The organism is Moraxella tarda, from assembly GCF_035181405.1.
Lineage (GTDB): Bacteria > Pseudomonadota > Gammaproteobacteria > Pseudomonadales > Moraxellaceae > Moraxella.
The window spans coordinates 376364-394846 of the sequence record NZ_JAYGGV010000001.1; the positions used below are offsets into that span (position 1 = coordinate 376364).

16 protein-coding genes are annotated in these 18483 nt (G+C 42.0%); 12 read left to right on the forward strand and 4 right to left on the reverse strand.

Annotated features, from left to right (window positions below; all coding sequences use genetic code 11):
• Positions 1-25: 25 nt before the first annotated feature.
• Positions 26-2269, forward strand: a complete 2244-nt coding sequence (gene rnr / locus U9670_RS01870; RefSeq protein WP_323841711.1) for a ribonuclease R — start codon at positions 26-28, stop codon at positions 2267-2269.
• 61 nt (positions 2270-2330) lie between these two features.
• Here rnr and hisA read toward each other — a convergent pair whose 3' ends face one another.
• On the reverse strand, positions 2331-3056 hold the full coding sequence (gene hisA, locus U9670_RS01875; protein ID WP_323841865.1) for a 1-(5-phosphoribosyl)-5-[(5-phosphoribosylamino)methylideneamino]imidazole-4-carboxamide isomerase: 726 nt from the start codon (positions 3054-3056) through the stop codon (positions 2331-2333).
• 451 nt (positions 3057-3507) lie between these two features.
• Here hisA and U9670_RS01880 point away from each other — a divergent pair, with 451 nt between their 5' ends.
• From U9670_RS01880 to nqrF, 6 genes are read left to right on the forward strand one after another with little or no spacing between them, the layout of a single operon-like run.
• Positions 3508-4857 (forward strand): Na(+)-translocating NADH-quinone reductase subunit A, encoded by a 1350-nt coding sequence (locus U9670_RS01880; protein ID WP_323841710.1) that lies wholly within the window; start codon positions 3508-3510, stop codon positions 4855-4857.
• Positions 4858-4860: 3 nt separating this feature from the next.
• A complete protein-coding gene (locus tag U9670_RS01885) occupies positions 4861-6090 on the forward strand; it encodes an NADH:ubiquinone reductase (Na(+)-transporting) subunit B (protein ID WP_323841709.1) in 1230 nt (409 codons plus the stop codon).
• A complete protein-coding gene (locus tag U9670_RS01890) occupies positions 6074-6871 on the forward strand; it encodes a Na(+)-translocating NADH-quinone reductase subunit C (protein WP_323841708.1) in 798 nt (265 codons plus the stop codon). The genes U9670_RS01885 and U9670_RS01890 overlap by 17 nt, the downstream gene beginning before the upstream one ends.
• A gap of 1 nt (position 6872) precedes the next feature.
• On the forward strand, positions 6873-7529 hold the full coding sequence (locus U9670_RS01895; protein WP_323841707.1) for an NADH:ubiquinone reductase (Na(+)-transporting) subunit D: 657 nt from the start codon (positions 6873-6875) through the stop codon (positions 7527-7529).
• Positions 7529-8134 (forward strand): NADH:ubiquinone reductase (Na(+)-transporting) subunit E, encoded by a 606-nt coding sequence (gene nqrE / locus U9670_RS01900; protein ID WP_323841706.1) that lies wholly within the window; start codon positions 7529-7531, stop codon positions 8132-8134. Before U9670_RS01895 ends, nqrE begins: the two co-directional genes overlap by 1 nt.
• Before the next feature lie 9 nt (positions 8135-8143).
• Positions 8144-9379: an NADH:ubiquinone reductase (Na(+)-transporting) subunit F gene (gene nqrF / locus U9670_RS01905; protein WP_323841705.1), complete on the forward strand. Its 1236-nt coding sequence runs from the start codon at positions 8144-8146 to the stop codon at positions 9377-9379.
• Positions 9380-9783: 404 nt separating this feature from the next.
• Here nqrF and U9670_RS01910 read toward each other — a convergent pair whose 3' ends face one another.
• Entirely contained in the window at positions 9784-10269 is a 486-nt protein-coding gene (locus U9670_RS01910) for an FKBP-type peptidyl-prolyl cis-trans isomerase (protein WP_323841704.1), read from the reverse strand.
• Between the two features lie 193 nt (positions 10270-10462).
• On the opposite strand from U9670_RS01910, the gene U9670_RS01915 reads away from it, so the two are divergent.
• On the forward strand, positions 10463-12229 hold the full coding sequence (locus U9670_RS01915) for a M61 family metallopeptidase (protein ID WP_323841703.1): 1767 nt from the start codon (positions 10463-10465) through the stop codon (positions 12227-12229).
• Between the two features lie 144 nt (positions 12230-12373).
• On the opposite strand, the gene U9670_RS01920 is transcribed toward U9670_RS01915, so the two are convergent.
• Positions 12374-13057 carry a pseudouridine synthase gene (locus U9670_RS01920; protein WP_323841702.1) on the reverse strand — a complete coding sequence of 228 codons (684 nt, stop codon included), beginning with the start codon at positions 13055-13057 and terminating at the stop codon, positions 12374-12376.
• A gap of 125 nt (positions 13058-13182) precedes the next feature.
• The gene (locus tag U9670_RS01925; RefSeq protein WP_323841701.1) at positions 13183-14757 is read right to left on the reverse strand and encodes an OmpA family protein; all 1575 of its coding nucleotides are present in this window, start codon (positions 14755-14757) and stop codon (positions 13183-13185) included.
• Positions 14758-15279: 522 nt separating this feature from the next.
• Here U9670_RS01925 and U9670_RS01930 point away from each other — a divergent pair.
• The 4 genes from U9670_RS01930 (at position 15280) to U9670_RS01945 (ending at position 18414) form a co-directional block, all read left to right on the forward strand.
• Complete coding sequence (locus U9670_RS01930; protein WP_323841700.1) at positions 15280-15888, forward strand: rhomboid family intramembrane serine protease; 609 nt, start codon at positions 15280-15282, stop codon at positions 15886-15888.
• Between the two features lie 195 nt (positions 15889-16083).
• The gene (purE, locus tag U9670_RS01935) at positions 16084-16623 is read left to right on the forward strand and encodes a 5-(carboxyamino)imidazole ribonucleotide mutase (protein ID WP_323841699.1); all 540 of its coding nucleotides are present in this window, start codon (positions 16084-16086) and stop codon (positions 16621-16623) included.
• A 130-nt stretch (positions 16624-16753) separates the two neighbouring features.
• Positions 16754-17875, forward strand: coding sequence for a 5-(carboxyamino)imidazole ribonucleotide synthase (locus U9670_RS01940; RefSeq protein ID WP_323841698.1), 1122 nt, complete (start codon positions 16754-16756; stop codon positions 17873-17875).
• A 38-nt stretch (positions 17876-17913) separates the two neighbouring features.
• Positions 17914-18414: a YaiI/YqxD family protein gene (locus U9670_RS01945; RefSeq protein WP_323841697.1), complete on the forward strand. Its 501-nt coding sequence runs from the start codon at positions 17914-17916 to the stop codon at positions 18412-18414.
• Positions 18415-18483 lie beyond the last annotated feature (69 nt).

The window sequence follows — 18483 nt, forward strand, 5'->3', positions numbered from 1 at the left end:
TATAAAAAAAACTAAGAGAAAGCTCATGACAAAACAAGCCATCTCCACATGGAACGATCCAAACGCTCACAATGAAGCGAATAAATACACCAATCCCATTCCATCTCGCCTGCTTATCTTACAAACTGTCGCTAAGATGAACAATCATGGTGAGGCAGCAACAGCAGAGAGCCTAGGTCTGCATTTTGAGATTTTGAGCGACGAGGACAGATTTTTTGCTCTAAACAACCGCCTAAAAGCCATGCTAAGAGACAATCAACTAGAACGCACAGATGGCATTCATTTTAGCATTGCTCCATCACCAACTACCGTGATTGGTAAGGTATCGGCAAATGCCAAAGGCTTTGGTTTTGTTTTGCTTGATGACATGCCAGATTTATTTATTCATGAAAAGCAAATGCGTGTGGTCTTTGACGGAGATACAGTAGAGGCCTTAGCGACAGAATTTAAGGGTAAATCTGAGGCTCGCATTCAAAACATCATCGACCGAGCAAACACCGAATTCATCGGTACAGTCAAACAAGATGATGAGGGTTATTTTGTTCAGCTCTCAGGGGCAAATGCCCACCAGCCGATTACAGTCAGTGATGACAACATTACTGCCTTTGGGGCAGTTGAGGGAGATTCTGTTAAAGTTGCCATCATTGATATGCCAACCTACCAAGAATATGCCACAGGCAAGATTACCGAACTTTTAACCAATCTTAATGACCGAGAGCTGATCATTGAAACTACGCTCATCAATCATGGCATTCCACATGAATTTAGTCATGCCACAATAGCACAGGCCAGTGCCTATAACGAGCCAAACAATCAGGACTTTCAGGGTCGTGTGGATTTGCGTGATTTACCACTCATCACCATTGATGGTGAAGACGCCAGAGACTTTGATGATGCAGTCTTTGCCAGCAAGCGTGCAGGTGGTAATTACCGAGTGGTGGTTGCCATCGCTGATGTTAGTCATTATGTAACACCAAATTCACCACTTGATGTGGATGCCTATGAGCGAGGTACAAGCGTGTACTTTCCGCATCGTGTCATACCCATGTTACCAGAAGTGCTATCTAACGGACTTTGCTCACTTAATCCAAAGCTTGATAGATTGTGTATGGTGGCAGATATCAAGCTATCTAAAGCAGGCAAAGTGACAGGCTATGAATTTTATCCTGCCGTCATGCACTCAAAAGCTCGCCTGACTTACAATCAGGTAAATGCTTATTTTGACGACCCAACAAATCAAACCCTGCCCGATGATTTGGTTAAAAATGCCGAGGTGTGTAAATCGGTGGATACACTGTATCAGCTTTATCAAATCCTAGATAAAAAACGAGAAGAGCGTGGTGCGATGGCCTTTGAAACTTCTGAGAGCTATATTGAGTTTGGAGAAGATGGCGACATTAAAGACATCAAAAAACGCACTCGTGGCGATGCTCATAAGCTGATTGAAGAGATGATGCTACTTGCCAATACTTGTGCTGCCAACTTCGCCATTAAGCATGAATTACCAGTACTGTATCGCAATCATGATAAGCCATCTGATGAAAAAGCAGGCAGACTGTCTGAATATGTCAAATCATTCGGATTGTCTTTCCCAAATGAAAGTCCAGCACACACCGACTATCAACGCATCATCAAGGCAACCGAAGGAAGACCAGACACCCAAAGTATTCACTCCATGCTACTTCGGTCGATGATGCAGGCCAATTACAGCCCTGATAATATTGGTCATTTTGGCTTAGCGTATGATGAATATAGCCACTTTACCAGTCCGATACGAAGATACCCAGACCTTATGTTGCATCGTGCGATTAAAGATAAGGTATTAAACAGCAAAGCTAAAACACCAATCTATAAAAACCTAGACGAAGCAGGTGAACAAACCTCCACCACCGAACGCAGAGCAGAAGTAGCAAGCCGTCATGTTGAAACATGGCTAAAATGCCACTATATGCAACGACATTTGGGCAATGAGTTCATGGGGACGATCACCACCGTAACAAGCTTTGGTCTGTTCATCACACTCAACGATTTATTCATCGATGGTCTGATTCACATCTCAAATCTTGGTCAAGAATATTTTGAGTATGATGAGCGAGAACAGTCCTTGATCGGTGAGCGTGGTTCGGTGTTCAAGCTTGGCGAGCAAGTGCTGATTAAGGTCGCTGGGGTCAATATGGATTTGTTGCAAGTGGATTTTGCACTCATTACCAAGCCCAGTGACGCCCCAACAAAACCGATTAAGACAAAAAAATCAAAAAAGAAAAAATAATTTCAAAATAGCCTAAAAAAAAAGGGGGGGTACATACCCCTTTTTTTTATAAACCAAAAAATCACTCATCTAAAAAAGCTTGTGCTACCGACAAATCCAGCGTTCCTTCATAGATGGCACGACCTGTGATTGCTCCAAGCAAATACTCACTGTACGGTTTTAATTGCTCGATGTCTGTCATGTTGGTTACGCCACCAGAGGCAATGACAGGCAGACCGCACGCCTTGGCAAGGTTTACGGTCTCATCAATATTCACACCAGCCATCATACCATCTTTGGCGATGTCAGTATAAACGATGGACGACACGCCAGCATCAGCAAAACGCTTGGCAAGGTCGGTGGCACGAATGTCTGTTACATTCGCCCAGCCATGTGTTGCCACAAAACCATTTTTGGCATCAATACCTACGATGATATGCCCTGCAAATTCTTGACAAGCCTGATCAACAAATTCAGGATTCTCAAGTGCCTTAGTACCGATGATGATATAATTTAACCCTGCATCTAAGTAATGCTCAATGGTGCTTAGGCGACGCACACCACCACCAAGCTGAATTGGTAAATTTGGATGTGCTTTGGCGATTGAGGTAACCACCTCTTTATGCACAGGCACACCATCAAATGCACCATTCAAATCCACCAAGTGCAGTCGTCTTGCACCTTGATCAACCCACTTTGTTGCCATGGCCACTGGATCATCGCTAAATACCGTATCATCTTCCATACGCCCTTGTTTTAAGCGTACGCATTTGCCATCTTTTAAATCAATGGCAGGAATTATCAACATTGACATTTTGCACCTTAAAAAAAATAAAAACACAACCAAACATGAATGACACTGATTTTAACAAAATAACCATAAAATTTGGTAACATTTTTCAAAATTTACACAAAAACATGATTACTATTTAAAAAATCATTTATTATCATGAATTTAAGTTATTTTTTGAACAGTTTTTTACCGAAAACTCTGTAATTTTTTGATAAAATAGCGTATAATTTAAAGGTTTATTGTATGCGTTAAGTCGTTTTGGTAAAGTTTTTGTTACTTTGTAACAAAGCCACATCTTCTTAACGCATATCCCTTTGGACAAAAGCAACTTGCCAGTAGGTTTTTGCCACGCCAGTAAGTTTTGGATGTTTTTGGGAAATTTGGTAGCCAGCCGCTTGCGGTAGCCACGATATTTTTTGGGTTTGCCCGTGCTGGTGTGTTTTGGTCTTAATTTAAGTATCCGCTTATGATTACCATCAAAAAAGGTTTGGATTTACCCATCACAGGTGAACCCACCAAACAGATTAGCGAACACACGCCAACTCAGGTCGCCATCATTGGCTATGACTATATCGGTATGCGTCCGACCATGAGTATCAAGGAAGGCGACATCGTTGCTAAAGGACAAGTGTTGTTTGAGGACAAAAAGCGTGCGGGTGTTAAATATACCGCCCCTGTCAGTGGTCAAATCGCTGCCATCAATCGTGGTGAACGCCGAGTATTTGAGAGCATCGTCATCACTGCCAATCATCAGTCTGACAATGAAGTCACCTTTAATGCTTATCTATCACAAGATTTGGCGGCAATTGACCGTGAGACTGTCAAACAGCAATTGGTGGCTTCTGGCGAATGGACAGCATTTCGTACGCGTCCGTTCAGTCGTACACCAGAAATTGACAGCATACCTTCTGCCATCTTTGTAACAGCAACCGACACCAATCCATTATGTGCTGATGCCACCGAAATCATCAGCGAACACATTGACGCATTCAATGATGGCTTGGCGATCCTTTCAACCTTATCGCCAAAAACTTTTGTGTGCCATGGTTCAATCGCTCCTACCAAAGCAACCAATCTAGCAGTTGGTAATAGCACTGAGTATCACGGCTTTACAGGTAAGCACCCAGCAGGCAATGCAGGCACACACATTCATTTTTTACACCCATTGGCCCGTGGCACACAAGTATGGGCCATTGGTTACCAAGATGTGATAGCAATTGGCAAACTATTTACCACAGGTCGTATCTACACCGACCGCATCATCAGCTTGGCAGGACCTGCAGTCAGCAATCCACGCTTAGTGCGTACCGTCCGTGGTGCAGACCTAACTGAACTGACCGCAGGCGAGCTTAAAGGTGATGACAACCGCATCATCTCAGGTTCGGTACTGTCAGGTCGCAAGGCAGATGGTAAAATCGCTTACTTAGGTCGGTTTCACAACCAAGTATCAGTACTTGCTGAAGGTCGTGAACGCCCTGCCTTACACTTTTTCACCCCTGGCGCTAATCGCTTTTCATTTTTACCAATCTATATTTCTCAATTCTTCGGTAAAAAATACGATTTTACCACCACCACCAATGGCTCGCCTCGTGCAATGGTACCGATTGGTTCATTTGAAAACATCATGCCACAAGACTACCTACCAACCCAGCTACTACGCTCGCTTATTGTAGGGGATATTGTTGAGGCGGTAGAGCTGGGTGCACTTGAACTTGATGAAGAAGACTTGGCACTTTGCACCTTCATCTCGCCTGGCAAGTATGAATTTGGTGACATTTTGCGTGATAACTTGACCCGTATTGAGCAGGAAGGCTAAACGATGAAATTCATTCACAATATCTTTGACCGTATAGAGCCGTCCTTTACCAAAGGCGGAAAATATGAAAAATATTACGCCATTTTTGAGATGTTTGACACCTTCTTCCGTCAGCCAAGCTCTCAAACTTACAGTGCCTCCCATGTCCGTGATGGCATTGACCTAAAAAGAATCATGATTACTGTATGGCTGTGCACTTTCCCTGCAATGTTTTGGGGTATGTATAATGTTGGCTTTCAGGCATTGACCTTTATTACACAATCAGGCATTACTCCTGAGGGCTGGCGTACCATCATCACCAATTCAGCAGGCTATGACCCAAACAGTATCTGGGCTTGTTTTGTCTATGGTGCAATGCAATTTTTACCGATTTATGCCGTAACCTTCGCCGTGGGTATCTTATGGGAAATCATCTTTGCGGTGGTTCGTGGTCATGAAGTGAACGAGGGATTCTTTGTAACATCAGTACTATTTGCCCTATCGCTACCACCAGACACGCCACTTTGGCAAGTTGCTCTTGGCATCAGTTTTGGTGTTGTTGTGGCAAAAGAAGTCTTCGGTGGTACAGGCAAAAACTTCCTAAACCCCGCTCTTGCAGGTCGTGCGTTCTTATACTTTGCTTATCCCATCTCCATGTCTGGCGATGCGGTATGGACGGCCGTTGATGGTTTTTCTGGTGCAACACCACTAGGTCAGGCCGCCGCAGGCATAACTCCTGAGCAGTTTAGCAATGCCTACGGTCAAGCCATCAGTTGGGCAGATGCATTTTTAGGTAATATGCAAGGATCCATTGGTGAGGTGTCTACTTTGGCCATCTTGATTGGTGGTGCAGTACTCATGTATACCAAAATCGCCAGCTGGCGTGTGATTGCAGGGTCTATCATCGGTCTTGTGGCAACCGCCTTCATTTTCAACATGATTGGTGGTAACAACCCAATGATGAGCCTAGCACCACATTGGCACTTAGTTATCGGCGGATTTATGTTTGGTGCGGTATTTATGGCGACCGACCCTGTATCAGCCGCCCACACCAATAAGGGTCGCTGGTGCTATGGTTTACTCATTGGCTTTATGACCGTTGTCATTCGTGTGGTAAACCCCGCTTTCCCAGAAGGCATCATGCTTGCAATCTTATTTGCCAACTTGTTCGCCCCATTGTTTGACTACTTTGTCAAACAGGCTAACATCAAACGCCAAAATGCACGGAGATTAGCTCATGTCAGCCAAAAGTAGCAATATAACAACCTTAGCGACTGCTCTGATTCTGTGCTTGGTTTGCTCAGTATTGGTATCGGCCGCAGCAATTAGCATGAAACCCAAACAGCTTGCTAATATTGAACTTGACCGCAATAAAAACATTCTGATGGCAGCCAACCTATTTGACCCTGCCAAAGATGACGAAAGTCAAGTCGCCAAATTGTTTGAAAATGTAGAAACCAAACTCATTGATACCAAAACAGGGCAGTTTGTCAGTGATGATGAACTAAAATCCGCAGGCATTAGTGATGTGGGTGCGTACGATGTGGAAAAAGCCAAAAAAGACACAGCAACCCAAATTGTCCTTGATAAAGACCCTGCTCAAATTGGCACGCTGCCTAAATATTTGAAAGTTTTTATCATCAATGATGAGCATGGCAAATTAAAAAATGTTGTCCTACCCATTAACGGTAATGGTCTTTGGGGGCAAATTTATGGTTTCTTAACCCTAAAATCCGACATTAATACCATCGAAGGCATTTCGTTTTATCAGCACAAAGAAACGCCAGGTTTAGGTGCTCTCATTGAAACACCAAAATGGCGTGCCACTTGGGTGGGTAAACAAGCCTATGACGGCGATAAAATTGTTACAGGTGTGGTTAAATCTGGCACCCCCAAGCCCACACCCAACTATGTAGATGGCATCACAGGAGCAACCTTGACAAGTGCTGGGGTCAATAACATGATTCAGTTTTGGTTGTCTGAGCAAGCGTATAAGCCATTTTTAGACAATCTACGCCAAAGCAAGGAGAGTTAAGATGTCTGATAACAAAAAAATTCTGATCAGTCCAATTATCCAGAATAACCCCATTGCCGTACAAGTTCTGGGCATTTGCTCTGCTCTGGCAGTAACAATTAGTATCAAAAATGCTCTTGTGATGGGCGTCGCCTTAACTTTGGTTACGGCTTTTTCTAGTTTTTTTATTTCATTACTAAGAAACAAAATCCCATCATCAATTCGTATTATTGTTCAAATGGTGGTGATTGCAAGTCTTGTTATTGTTGTAGACCAAGTACTAAAAGCAGTCGTTTACGATGTCAGTAAATCATTATCAGTATTTATTGGACTCATTATTACCAACTGTATCGTCATGGGGCGTGCCGAAGCATTTGCCATGAGTAACCCACCTGTACCAAGCTTTTTGGACGGTTTTGGCAATGGTTTGGGCTATTCGGTTCTGCTGTTTTTGGTGGCGGTGATTCGTGAATTTTTTGGTAACGGTTCACTCTTTGACATTCAAATTCTCCAAAAAGTGAGTGATGGTGGTTGGTATGTGCCAAATGGTCTATTACTACTGCCACCATCTGCATTCTTTGTGATTGCTTTATTCATCGCTCTTTTGCGTATGAAAAACAAGAATCTACAAGAGCCAGCTGAATTTGTCATCAAGCCAAACTCTAAGGGAGGACACTAATGGACTATGTGAGTTTATTCATCACCTCAGTGTTCATTCAAAACATGGCACTGGCATACTTTTTTGGTATGTGTACTTTTATTGCCGTATCCAAAAAAGTCTCAACCGCCTTAGGTCTTGGCATTGCCGTTACCTTCGTGATGGCAATTACCGTACCCCTAAACAACCTACTGTATCAATATTTGCTAAAAGATGGTGCGTTGGCGTGGGCAGGCTTTGCTGAAACTGATTTGTCATTTTTAGGATTTTTGTCTTATATTGCTCTGATTGCAGCAGTAGTACAGGTCTTAGAAATGTTCATGGACAAATTCATGCCAACACTTTATAACGCCCTAGGCATTTTTCTACCTCTAATCACAGTAAACTGTGCAATCATGGGTGGCGTGCTGTTTATGGTGGAAAGAGATTATAACTTTGCTGAGTCAGCCGTATATGGGTTTAGTTCAGGGCTTGGTTGGGCACTTGCGATTACAGCCATGGCAGGTATCCGCGAAAAGCTCAAATACTCCGATGTGCCCGCACCACTTCGTGGCATTGGCATTACCTTTATTACCGCAGGGCTTATGGCGTTAGGCTTTATGAGCTTTGGCGGTATGTCATTATAAGGGGGATTTATGGAATTTGGTTTATTATTCGGTGGCGTAGGTATGTTTGTCGCCATCATCATGAGCCTAGTAGTGGTTATCCTGATGGCTCGTGCCAAATTGGTAAACACAGGCAATGTCAATATCAATATCAACGAAAACTCCGAAAACAGCATTTCAGTTGAGGCAGGTGGTAAACTCCTGCAAACCTTAGCAGGCGAAGGAATTTTTCTATCCAGTGCCTGTGGCGGTGGTGGTTCATGCGGTCAATGTCGCTGTAAAGTCATCTCTGGTGGTGGCGATATTTTACCAACCGAAGAAAGTCATTTTACCCAAGGCGAGATTCGTGATGGTATGCGTCTGGCCTGTCAAGTGGCGGTAAAGCAAGACATGAGCATCGAGATTGACCCAGAATTCTTTGAGGTTAAAAAATGGGAATGCGAGGTCATCTCTAATGACAATGTGGCAACTTTCATCAAAGAGCTTACCCTTAAAATTCCAGAGGGTGAAGTGGTGCCGTTCCGTGCTGGTGGCTATGTACAGTTAGAAGCACCGCCTCACACTGTGCATTACAAAGATTTTGATATTGCAGAAGAATATCATCAAGATTGGGACAATTTTAACTTATGGCGTTATACTTCTACGGTTGATGAACCAGTCATTCGTGCCTATTCGATGGCAAATTATCCAGAAGAAAAGGGCATCATCAAGTTCAACATTCGTATTGCCAGCCCTCCACCTCGTGGTCCTGACAGCATTCCACCAGGCAAGATGTCCTCTTATGTATTTAGCCTAAAACCTGGTGATAAAATCACTGTATCAGGTCCTTATGGTGAATTCTTTGCCAAAGACACCAAAGCTGAGATGGTATTCATTGGTGGTGGTGCAGGCATGGCACCGATGCGTTCACATATCTTTGATCAGCTAAAACGCCTAAAATCAGATCGTAAAATCAGTTTTTGGTATGGCGCCCGCTCTAAGCGTGAGATGTTCTATGTTGAAGATTATGATGGATTGGCAGCAGAATTTCCAAATTTCACTTGGAATGTAGCACTTTCTGACCCACAGCCAGAAGATAATTGGGAAGGTTATACAGGTTTTATTCACAATGTTTTGTATGAAAACTACCTAAAAGACCACCCTGCTCCTGAAGATTGTGAGTTTTATATGTGTGGGCCTCCAGTCATGAATGCCGCAGTCATCAAAATGCTCAAAGACTTGGGTGTAGAAGATGAAAATATCTTACTTGATGATTTTGGTGGTTAATCAATCAGGTTATCACCCAAATAAAAAATTCGCTCTTGATGAGCGAATTTTTTATTTGTTTATTTTATCTATTTATGCAATGATGAATTGCCATCAAAAATACCAATACTTACTTATGCACCCAAAAAAACACAAGTCAAAACACTTATTAATAAGTAAGGGTAAATTAAATAACAAAAGCAAATCAAACAGCAGTTTACAAACACATCAATGAACACAAAATGGGATCAAATAAAACAAAAAGACTAAGCCATATCAAGTTCAAAAAAAAAAACAGTATAGCTTAGTCCCAATCTTAGTCCTATCAAAGCCCACCAAAGCCTTTATCTTCATCTATACCGTCTAAAGCATAAAGACCGATTTGGCAAGGCAGCTTTTTTATCTTTGACAAAGATAAACCAAGATTAATGGTGATGACCGCCTGCACCATGGGCATGGCCGTGTGCGATTTCATCAGCAGTGGCTGCACGCACTTCAACGATTTCCACATCAAAGGTCAGCTCTTGGCCAGCCAATGGGTGATTTCCATCAACCACAACTTCCTCATCAGTTACCTCTTTTACAGTAACCAACATCACATGGCCATCATCGGTTTGTGATTGAAATTGCATACCCACTTCAATGTTATCCACACCTTGGAAGTTGGTACGAGGCACAGACTGCACAGCTTCTGCCAGATATTCACCATAAGCATCGCTTGGTGCAATCACTGCCACAAACTTATCGCCAGCTGACTTTCCTTCCATCTGACCTTCAAGGCCAGGAATGATGTTATGATGGCCATGTAGATATGCCAAAGGTTCACCATGAGATTGATCAAGAACCTCACCTTGATTGTTGGTCAAGGTATAGTTGAACTTAACCACAGTATCTTTTGCGATGATTGTCATAAATTTATCCTATTAAAAAGTGGATTTTTGCTACCGTGTGACGATAGACTTAAGTGCATTATAACAGACTTTGCAAGTACTTGTGTAAAAATTGCAAAAATCATGCAATTTAAATCACCTTGCTTCATACTTTGCTTTTAACCAAGACCTAAAAATGATATGATGATAATTTTTATAAAAGTAGGAAAAAATCATGAATTATGTGGTTGATTTTCATCGTTTTAACGCACATTTGGTGAATGTACTGATTGAGTTTACCGCCGACCAAGATGCACCAACCTTATGGTTACCAACTTGGGTTGCTGGCAGCTATCTGATTCGTGAGTTCAGCAAGAATATCACGCTGGTGCAGTACGAACATGATGGCAAACTTACCGATGCAATCAAGTTATCCAAAAACACTTATCAGCTTACGCACATCAAAGCCACAGAGAAGGTTGTCGTACAATATGAGGTGTATTGCCATGATTTATCTGTGCGTACCGCTTTTGTGGATAATACACGACTGTTTGGCAATTTTAGCTCATTGCTACTCATTACCACTGGTCAAGAACAAAGCACTGCAAACATCACACTCAGCGTTCCTCATGAATTTTTCCAAAAAAATCCAAATGCCTTGCTCGCCTGCGGCTTAAAGCATAAAGTACAAAAAACAAATACTGCCATACTATATCAGCTTGAACCAGTCGCTTGTTTTGAAAGTTATGATTATCCTTTTGAAATTTCAACTCAAAATGTATTTGACTTTGAGGTCGTTGATGGCAATGGCAAAGTCATACCGCATCGTTTTTTCATCGCTGGCAAACACCATGGCGATCTGACACGCCTAAAAACCGATGTGCAAAAAATTTGCCAAACTCATGTTGATAAATGGGGTACGACACCTTTTGATGATTATACCTTCATGACAATGGTAACAGGCAACGACTATGGCGGACTTGAACACATCAATTCTACCGCACTTGTCAGCCCACGAACCAACCTGCCAACCGCTTTTGAAAGCAAGATACCAAGCGATGACTATCAAAGCTATTTGGGGCTATGTAGTCATGAATATTTTCATGCTTGGTGGGTCAAAAGTGTACGCCCTGATGTGATGATGACCTCAACCCTACAAGTTGAAGCACCCACACCACTACTTTGGGTATTTGAAGGATTCACCAGTTATGTTGATGACTTTATGCTACTACATGCTGGCGTGATTGACAAATCTACATATCTCAAATTGCTTAGCACACAAATCAATCGTTATTATCAAACCGCAGGGCGTGATTCACAAAGTGTTGCCGAATCTAGCTTTGATGCGTGGATCAAACTGTATCGTGCCGATGAAAATTATACCAACCAAGGCGTAAGCTATTATAACAAGGGTGCACTTGTCGCCCTACTTCTTGATTTGACCCTACTTAAACATTCTGATGGTAAGTACCGCCTGTTTGATGTCATTAGAGCTTTTTATCAAAAGGCATTATCCTGCAAAGATGGGCGATTTGGCATGACGCATGATAATCTGGGCGAGGTGATACAAACTTTCATTCCTGCAAAAGTTTGGCAACATTTTTTTAATAATTATGTCATCGGACGCACACCTCTACCGATTGAAGAGGCTTTGAGTGAATTTGGTGTTAATATTGACGCCAAAGATAACCTAAGAGTCTGGGGCATGACCACCGAAGATACAGCAAGCGGTCTAAAAATCAAACATTTACTTCGAGATGGCGGTGCCAGCCATGCAGGACTGTCGGTCAATGATGTCATCATCGCCATCGACTGGCTAAAAGCCGATCAAAAAGTATTAGAAACAACCAGCAAATACCAAAACCACCACCAAAAAAGCATCACCGTTCACGCATTTCGCCGTGATGAATTGATGACTTTTGAAGTTAAAAACAACTCAAATAATCATAGACAAATCAGTCTTAGTGGTGGTAACGATGCATGGCTAGAAGATCAAGCTTAATCATTGAAAAATGTCTTGATTAATAAATCATCTTATCGGTCTTAAAACTCACCCCAAAAAAACCAAACTTTCAACCAGTTTTTTGGAGGAGAAAAAGAAGGCGGCGAGTTTTATTTTTTTATGCCAAATAGAGCATGCTTGTTGCTATTGATGGATTTTCTTGGATTTGGGTAATGGCTTTTTGGTGTCATTGCCCAATCCATCTTTTTGGGCATGCGTTTTAATCACACCAAGTTTTCGCAAATCTTGCTCACCCAGCTCAACCACCAGATGCTCTCCCATACCGATTTGCTCGTTCATATCCCCCAAGCACCATTCCCCCACCTGATGGCGAATCAACCTTAGGCATGGCAAGCCAACATGAGCCACCATACGGCGTATCTGACGGTTTTTGCCTTCAAAAATTGTGATAGAAAGCCATGCTGTTGGAATCGATTTACGCTCACGAATGGGTGGATTGCGTTCCCATACGGTGATGGGCAACGCATCAAGCAGTTTGACACGACAGGGCAAAGTTTTACCATCTTTTAGCACCACACCCCTCTCAATAGTACGGATTTGACTTTCACTTGGCATATTTTCAACCTGCACCAGATAAGTTTTGCCAAATTTCTTAGCATTACCTTTGTTGGGCGGTGTCGTGATGGCATGGTTTAAAGCACCATCATCAGTCAAGATAAGCAAGCCCTCACTATCTTTATCCAGCCTGCCAGCCACACGCAAGGTCTTGTCGGTAAAAAAATCTGCCAAAGTCAGCATATTGTCATTATCTTTACGAAATTGACTATGCACGCCATAAGGCTTGTTAAATAAAATCACTTTTGTCATTATGATCATCAATAAAAAAACCAGATGATAGTTTAACATCATCTGGTCTTAATTGCTTAAATCAAGGTCATTAAATGACGGTTTAATGAATCATGATTAAAGTCAGTTTACCATCAGCTATTCAATTATTTTTTATCTGTGGTTGTAGCTGCTTGGTTTTGTTCTGCTGCAGCTTTAGTCGCTTTGCTGGTCGGTGCGTTACCGATGGCAGCAATTTGCTCGCCCTCTTTTAAGATGGTGAACTCAATGCGGCGGTTTTGGAAACGACCTTGCTCGGTGGCATTAGATGCCACTGGATGGTCATAGCTTGCACCCTCAACACTCAAACGCTCAGCAGAAATGCCTTTAGACACCAGATAATCACGAACAGCGGCAGCACGCTCTTCAGACAAGGTCTTATTGTATTCATGAGACGCTTGGTTGTCCGTATGACCGATGATTTTTAGAGTGGCCTTTGGTAAAGCTTCCATCTTTTGAGCAGCCAAATCCAAAATTTCTTTATTTTCATTAGGAATTTCGCTTGAATCCACCGCAAAGTTAATGATTTGCATATTCAAAGCATTGACCAAGCCATCAATCGTTACCTGATTGCCCAAATTATCAATTGCCTGTTTGGCTGAGTGAATACTGCTTTCAACGGCTGCTGCCACATCAAGTTTTGGCTCAGCCTCTACGGTGAAGTCGGCAGGCACTATGCGTTTAGCAGCATCAATCAGCTTTTGAATGTCAGCTTCATTGGCAGCATTAAAACGAATCACCTTATCAACAATGCTCACACTTGAACTTGGCACGCCTTTCATCAAACCTAATAAGTCAGGCAAATATTCTGCCACTGGCATGGTATCAGCATAGCCAGATACTGTTTGCAAAGAGCATTTATCAGTACCAAACACACCAGCAATGACAGTACGAATAGAGCCAAGTACGCCCTCAGCACCTGCCTGACCACGACATGAATATATCGCTTCGCCAGTCTCATCAACAGCAATATTCAAAGTTGCAGGCGTTGCATCGGCAACCGCCATATCAGCTGGTGTTTCAATTGCTGGCTCAGTTGGTGCAGCTACTGGTGCTGGCTTATCCTGACAGCTACGAAGTAATAACCACGCCAAACCTGCCAAAATAATCAGCCCAATGATAGGCAATAAGCTCTTTAAAAAACCGCCTTCTTTTTTCTCTTCTTTATGAAGCGTACTTACAGCAACAGGTTCAGCTTTGATAGATTGCGTACCAGTAGCGGTAGTACCAAATAAACCTGCTGGCAATAATACATAAGCCCAAGAAGGTACAAACGAACTAAATGACGATAGGTTTTGCTGTAAAAATATCGGCAATGAGATGGTGCCAGAAAGCTCTTTTAGCTCAGCCAGTGCCAGTGGAGCCGCGACAGCGGTCAGTGTGCTGGCAGTCGCAGCAGATAAATTAAACTCTTTGGCAAGCTGATCATTAAGTTTTGCGGCTTGATTGATGGTAGCACCGTCATCAAACACAGCACTAAGTACTTTGTAGCCATCATCTAAATCAAGTGTATTTAATGCTGATACACGACCAAATGCAGCAGCGTCAGTTAGGCGAGAAGCAAAAATGGCATAAAATGCCGAAAGTAACTTTGATTTAACAGCATGATCACCTTCGTGAGTGGTGGTCGCAGCCAGTACATGAGGGGTTACCAGTTCGGACAGTTTGTTGATTAAGCTCATAAGGAACTCCTTTTGTTGTCAATTAAAAATAAAAACCAAACCTTAAAAAAAATCTAAATAAATTTTACAAATTCACTTAATTCCAACGCTCAATAAAACGCCAGAATGCCTAAACTAAACATAAATATTTGCTTTTAGCCACTACTAACATAAACAGCCAAATTAAGAAAATATTTATTTAAAGAGTTTATTTAAACATAACATCATTTAAATAATTTTATAAAATTGAAAAACATTTAAATTTTTAAATTTTGTTTTATGTCGCTATTTTGACTGATTTTATTCAAATATGAAAGTCTTTGCTACAATACTTCAACAAAACATTACCAATAACTTCATAAACTTGCCATTTGCCAAATCCATTTTACCTGCTATACTTACCGCCACTTAACACACTCAACTTAGCTTTTCTTGTACTTTTTGGATTTGCCATTTACATTCAGCCATTGCACTTAGCAAAGCAAATTACGGTTTTAAGTTAAGGTTGATAAGTCAATTTTACAGCCATTTTTTTAGATATTTATGAATCATACTACCGCCATCATCATCATTACTGTCATCATCAGTCTGCTCGCTTGGCAAAATCGCACCCTCATGGGGCGGTTGATTTTTGACCCAATTTCTGTCAATAAATTCAAACAATACGACCGCTTTATCACGCACGGCTTTATCCATGCTGATGGTATGCATCTGCTTTTTAATATGTTTACATTGTATTTTTTTGGGCGGGTCATTGAGCATTTTTATATCAATAAATTTGGCTCGCTTGGGTTTGTGTTGTTTTATGTGCTTGCCATCATTGTTGCCATCATACCAACCTATTTGAAACACCAAAACAATCCACGCTATTTTAGCCTTGGTGCATCAGGTGGGGTCTCGGCGGTGCTATTTGCATTTATTTTATTTTCTCCTTGGCAAACTTTATATTTCTTTGGCATCTTGCCAATTCCTGCCATCATTTTTGCAGCACTTTATACGGCATACAGTATCTATGCTGAGCGTCGAAGTGCAGGCAATACCAATCATTTAGCACATTTGTTTGGAGCAGCCTTTGGTGTGGTGGCAACCATCGTCATCGAGCCTTCATTAATAATGTATTTTATCAAGGCACTACTCAGTCCAAGATTTTAGTAGCAACAGTATTGAATCATGCAGTATTAAATCATACAAACAAACGAATACAATCGTTTATTAGTGTCAGTAGCCAGCACAAAATAGTGATGATCATTTACCTTTGCTGGCTAACACCATCAAGAATAAACCATCAAAAACACTAAAATTATTTAATAAAATTTGCTATAATGTCTATATTTTAAGGATAAAATCATGTCAAACACCTTGCCACCTCCCATTTCATCGCCACAGGGCACAGCCAAAGTTGGCATCATTATGGGCAGTCAGTCTGACTGGGAAACCATGCAACACGCTGCACAAATTTTGGTAGATTTTGGCGTACCGTTTGAATGCGAAGTCGTGTCAGCACATCGCACACCAGACCGTTTATTTGACTATGCCAAATCGGCAAAATCTCGTGGGCTTGCCATCATCATCGCTGGTGCAGGTGGTGCGGCTCACTTGCCAGGTATGTGTGCTTCTCAAACCGATTTGCCAGTCCTTGGTGTGCCTGTTAAGTCATCTATGCTAAGTGGCTGGGATAGCCTATTATCTATCGTTCAAATGCCCAAAGGTGTAGCGGTTGGTACATTGGCGATTGGTACAGCAGGGGCTTATAATGCAGGGCTTTTGGCAATACAGATGCTTGCCATCTATGATGACGCATTGGGACAAAAAGTTACCAAGTTTCGCACCAACCAGACCCAAAAGATTTTAGCCAGCCCAATTCCTGGTGTTGCCGATACCAACTAAATGGACAAAATTATCTTAAAAAATTATCCCAAATAAGAATAATTAAATAAGATGATTTTGCTTGGTATTTTTAAACCGCATCAGCCAATTATTTTTAATTAATTTAAAAGAAGCAATAAAAGAAACAATCATGACTACACCTGCTCCCATTCGTACCATCGGAATCTTTGGCGGTGGACAATTAGGCCTAATGCTTGGCAATGCCGCTCGCCCGCTTGGCATCACAACCGTCTTTTTAGAAGATATTCCAAACTGCCCTGCCACTTTAACAGGCCAAGTATTTACCAATGTAGAATTTGATGAATTTGACAATGCGTGCGACACATTCACGCTAGAATTTGAAAATACACCATTAAGTTCTGCTAAAAAGATTGAACAAAAACATACACTTTTTCCACCATCAAAGGCACTATTTATTGCCCAAGATCGCCTAAAAGAAAAAGAGTTGTTCAATCAGCTTGATATCACTACCGTGCCATTTGTTGCGGTCAATAGTTTAGATGAGCTAAATGATGCCTGCAAAAAATTAGGACTACCATTGGTACTAAAAACCACTCGTGGCGGCTATGATGGCAAAGGTCAATTCGTCATTAAAACCGCCAGTGATATTACAGCAGCTTGGGCAGAACTTGGTGATGCGACCCAAATCGCACCACTCATCGCCGAAGGATTCATTGATTTTACACGAGAAGTGTCCATCATCGCTGTGCGTGGCAAAGATGGCGACATTCGCTACTATCCGCTTGTAGAAAATACCCACCATCAAGGCATCTTAGCCAAGACCGTCGCTCCAGCACCAAACAGTGAGAGCCTGACCAAACAGGCTCAAAATAGCATCAAAAAATTATTAGAACATCTAGACTATGTCGGCGTAATGACATTAGAGTTATTTGTAACCGACAGCGGACTCATCGCCAACGAAATTGCCCCACGCGTGCATAATTCTGGGCATTGGAGCATTGAGGGGGCGATATGTAGCCAATTTGAAAACCATATGCGTGCGGTCGCAGGTTTGCCGCTGGGCAGTACAGACATCATACAGCCATCTGTGATGCTCAATATTATTGGGCAATTTCCAAACCCTAACGATTTGCTTACCATGCATGGCGTGCATTTTCACCACTACCACAAAGATGAGCGGAACGGACGCAAAATCGGACACATTACCATCATGACAGGCGATGACGCATTAGATGAGACGGTAGATAAAGTAATTAAAATACTACCCAATAAGGTTGGACTGGACGGTTAAACGGTTCATAAATCAATCAATTAAAGCCGTCAAAATTCATGAAAATTCTTATTGATGCAGACGCATTGCCAGTCATCGCCAAAGAGCTGATCATCAAAACTGCCAACCGTACCAAGGTGCAGGCGATATTTGTCGCCAATCAGTTCATCAAGTTGCCGCCATCGCCCCACTTGCAGATGGTTGTAGTACCACAGGGCTTTGATGTGGCAGATGACCATATTGTAGAACATACTTTGATGGGTGATTTGGTCATCACAAGTGATATTCCTCTTGCCAATGATGCACTGCAAAAGGGAGCAAAAGTTTTGACCAGTCGTGGAGAGGAATTTACTTTAAGCAATATCAAACCCAAGCTCAATGCACGAGACTTTATGGAAACTCTGCGAGGCACAGGCGTACTAGAGCCCGCCAACATGGGCGGACAAAAACCATATAGCGACAAAGATAAAATCGCCTTTGCCAATGGGCTTAATCGACTTGTCAAATCTAAAAACCTCATTTGCCATTCAAATCACCCCAGCAACACAACCTTGATATAAAAAACACAAAAAACTGCAAAAAAACCAAGCGATTTGCTCAAAAATTTGGCATAATAAATATCAGACAGT

Bases quoted from the DNA above. Each gene is read 5' to 3' on its own strand.
- U9670_RS01940 (WP_323841698.1), top strand. From the start codon at position 16,754: ATGACTACACCTGCTCCCATTCGTACCATCGGAATCTTTGGCGGTGGA.
- U9670_RS01895 (WP_323841707.1), top strand. From the start codon at position 6,873: ATGTCTGATAACAAAAAAATTCTGATCAGTCCAATTATCCAGAATAAC.
- U9670_RS01880 (WP_323841710.1), top strand. From the start codon at position 3,508: ATGATTACCATCAAAAAAGGTTTGGATTTACCCATCACAGGTGAACCC.
- purE (WP_323841699.1), top strand. From the start codon at position 16,084: ATGTCAAACACCTTGCCACCTCCCATTTCATCGCCACAGGGCACAGCC.
- U9670_RS01925 (WP_323841701.1), bottom strand. From the start codon at position 14,757: ATGAGCTTAATCAACAAACTGTCCGAACTGGTAACCCCTCATGTACTG.
- U9670_RS01945 (WP_323841697.1), top strand. From the start codon at position 17,914: ATGAAAATTCTTATTGATGCAGACGCATTGCCAGTCATCGCCAAAGAG.
- nqrF (WP_323841705.1), top strand. From the start codon at position 8,144: ATGGAATTTGGTTTATTATTCGGTGGCGTAGGTATGTTTGTCGCCATC.
- U9670_RS01915 (WP_323841703.1), top strand. From the start codon at position 10,463: ATGAATTATGTGGTTGATTTTCATCGTTTTAACGCACATTTGGTGAAT.
- U9670_RS01890 (WP_323841708.1), top strand. From the start codon at position 6,074: ATGTCAGCCAAAAGTAGCAATATAACAACCTTAGCGACTGCTCTGATT.
- rnr (WP_323841711.1), top strand. From the start codon at position 26: ATGACAAAACAAGCCATCTCCACATGGAACGATCCAAACGCTCACAAT.
- nqrE (WP_323841706.1), top strand. From the start codon at position 7,529: ATGGACTATGTGAGTTTATTCATCACCTCAGTGTTCATTCAAAACATG.
- hisA (WP_323841865.1), bottom strand. From the start codon at position 3,056: ATGTTGATAATTCCTGCCATTGATTTAAAAGATGGCAAATGCGTACGC.
- U9670_RS01920 (WP_323841702.1), bottom strand. From the start codon at position 13,057: ATGACAAAAGTGATTTTATTTAACAAGCCTTATGGCGTGCATAGTCAA.
- U9670_RS01930 (WP_323841700.1), top strand. From the start codon at position 15,280: ATGAATCATACTACCGCCATCATCATCATTACTGTCATCATCAGTCTG.
- U9670_RS01885 (WP_323841709.1), top strand. From the start codon at position 4,861: ATGAAATTCATTCACAATATCTTTGACCGTATAGAGCCGTCCTTTACC.
- U9670_RS01910 (WP_323841704.1), bottom strand. From the start codon at position 10,269: ATGACAATCATCGCAAAAGATACTGTGGTTAAGTTCAACTATACCTTG.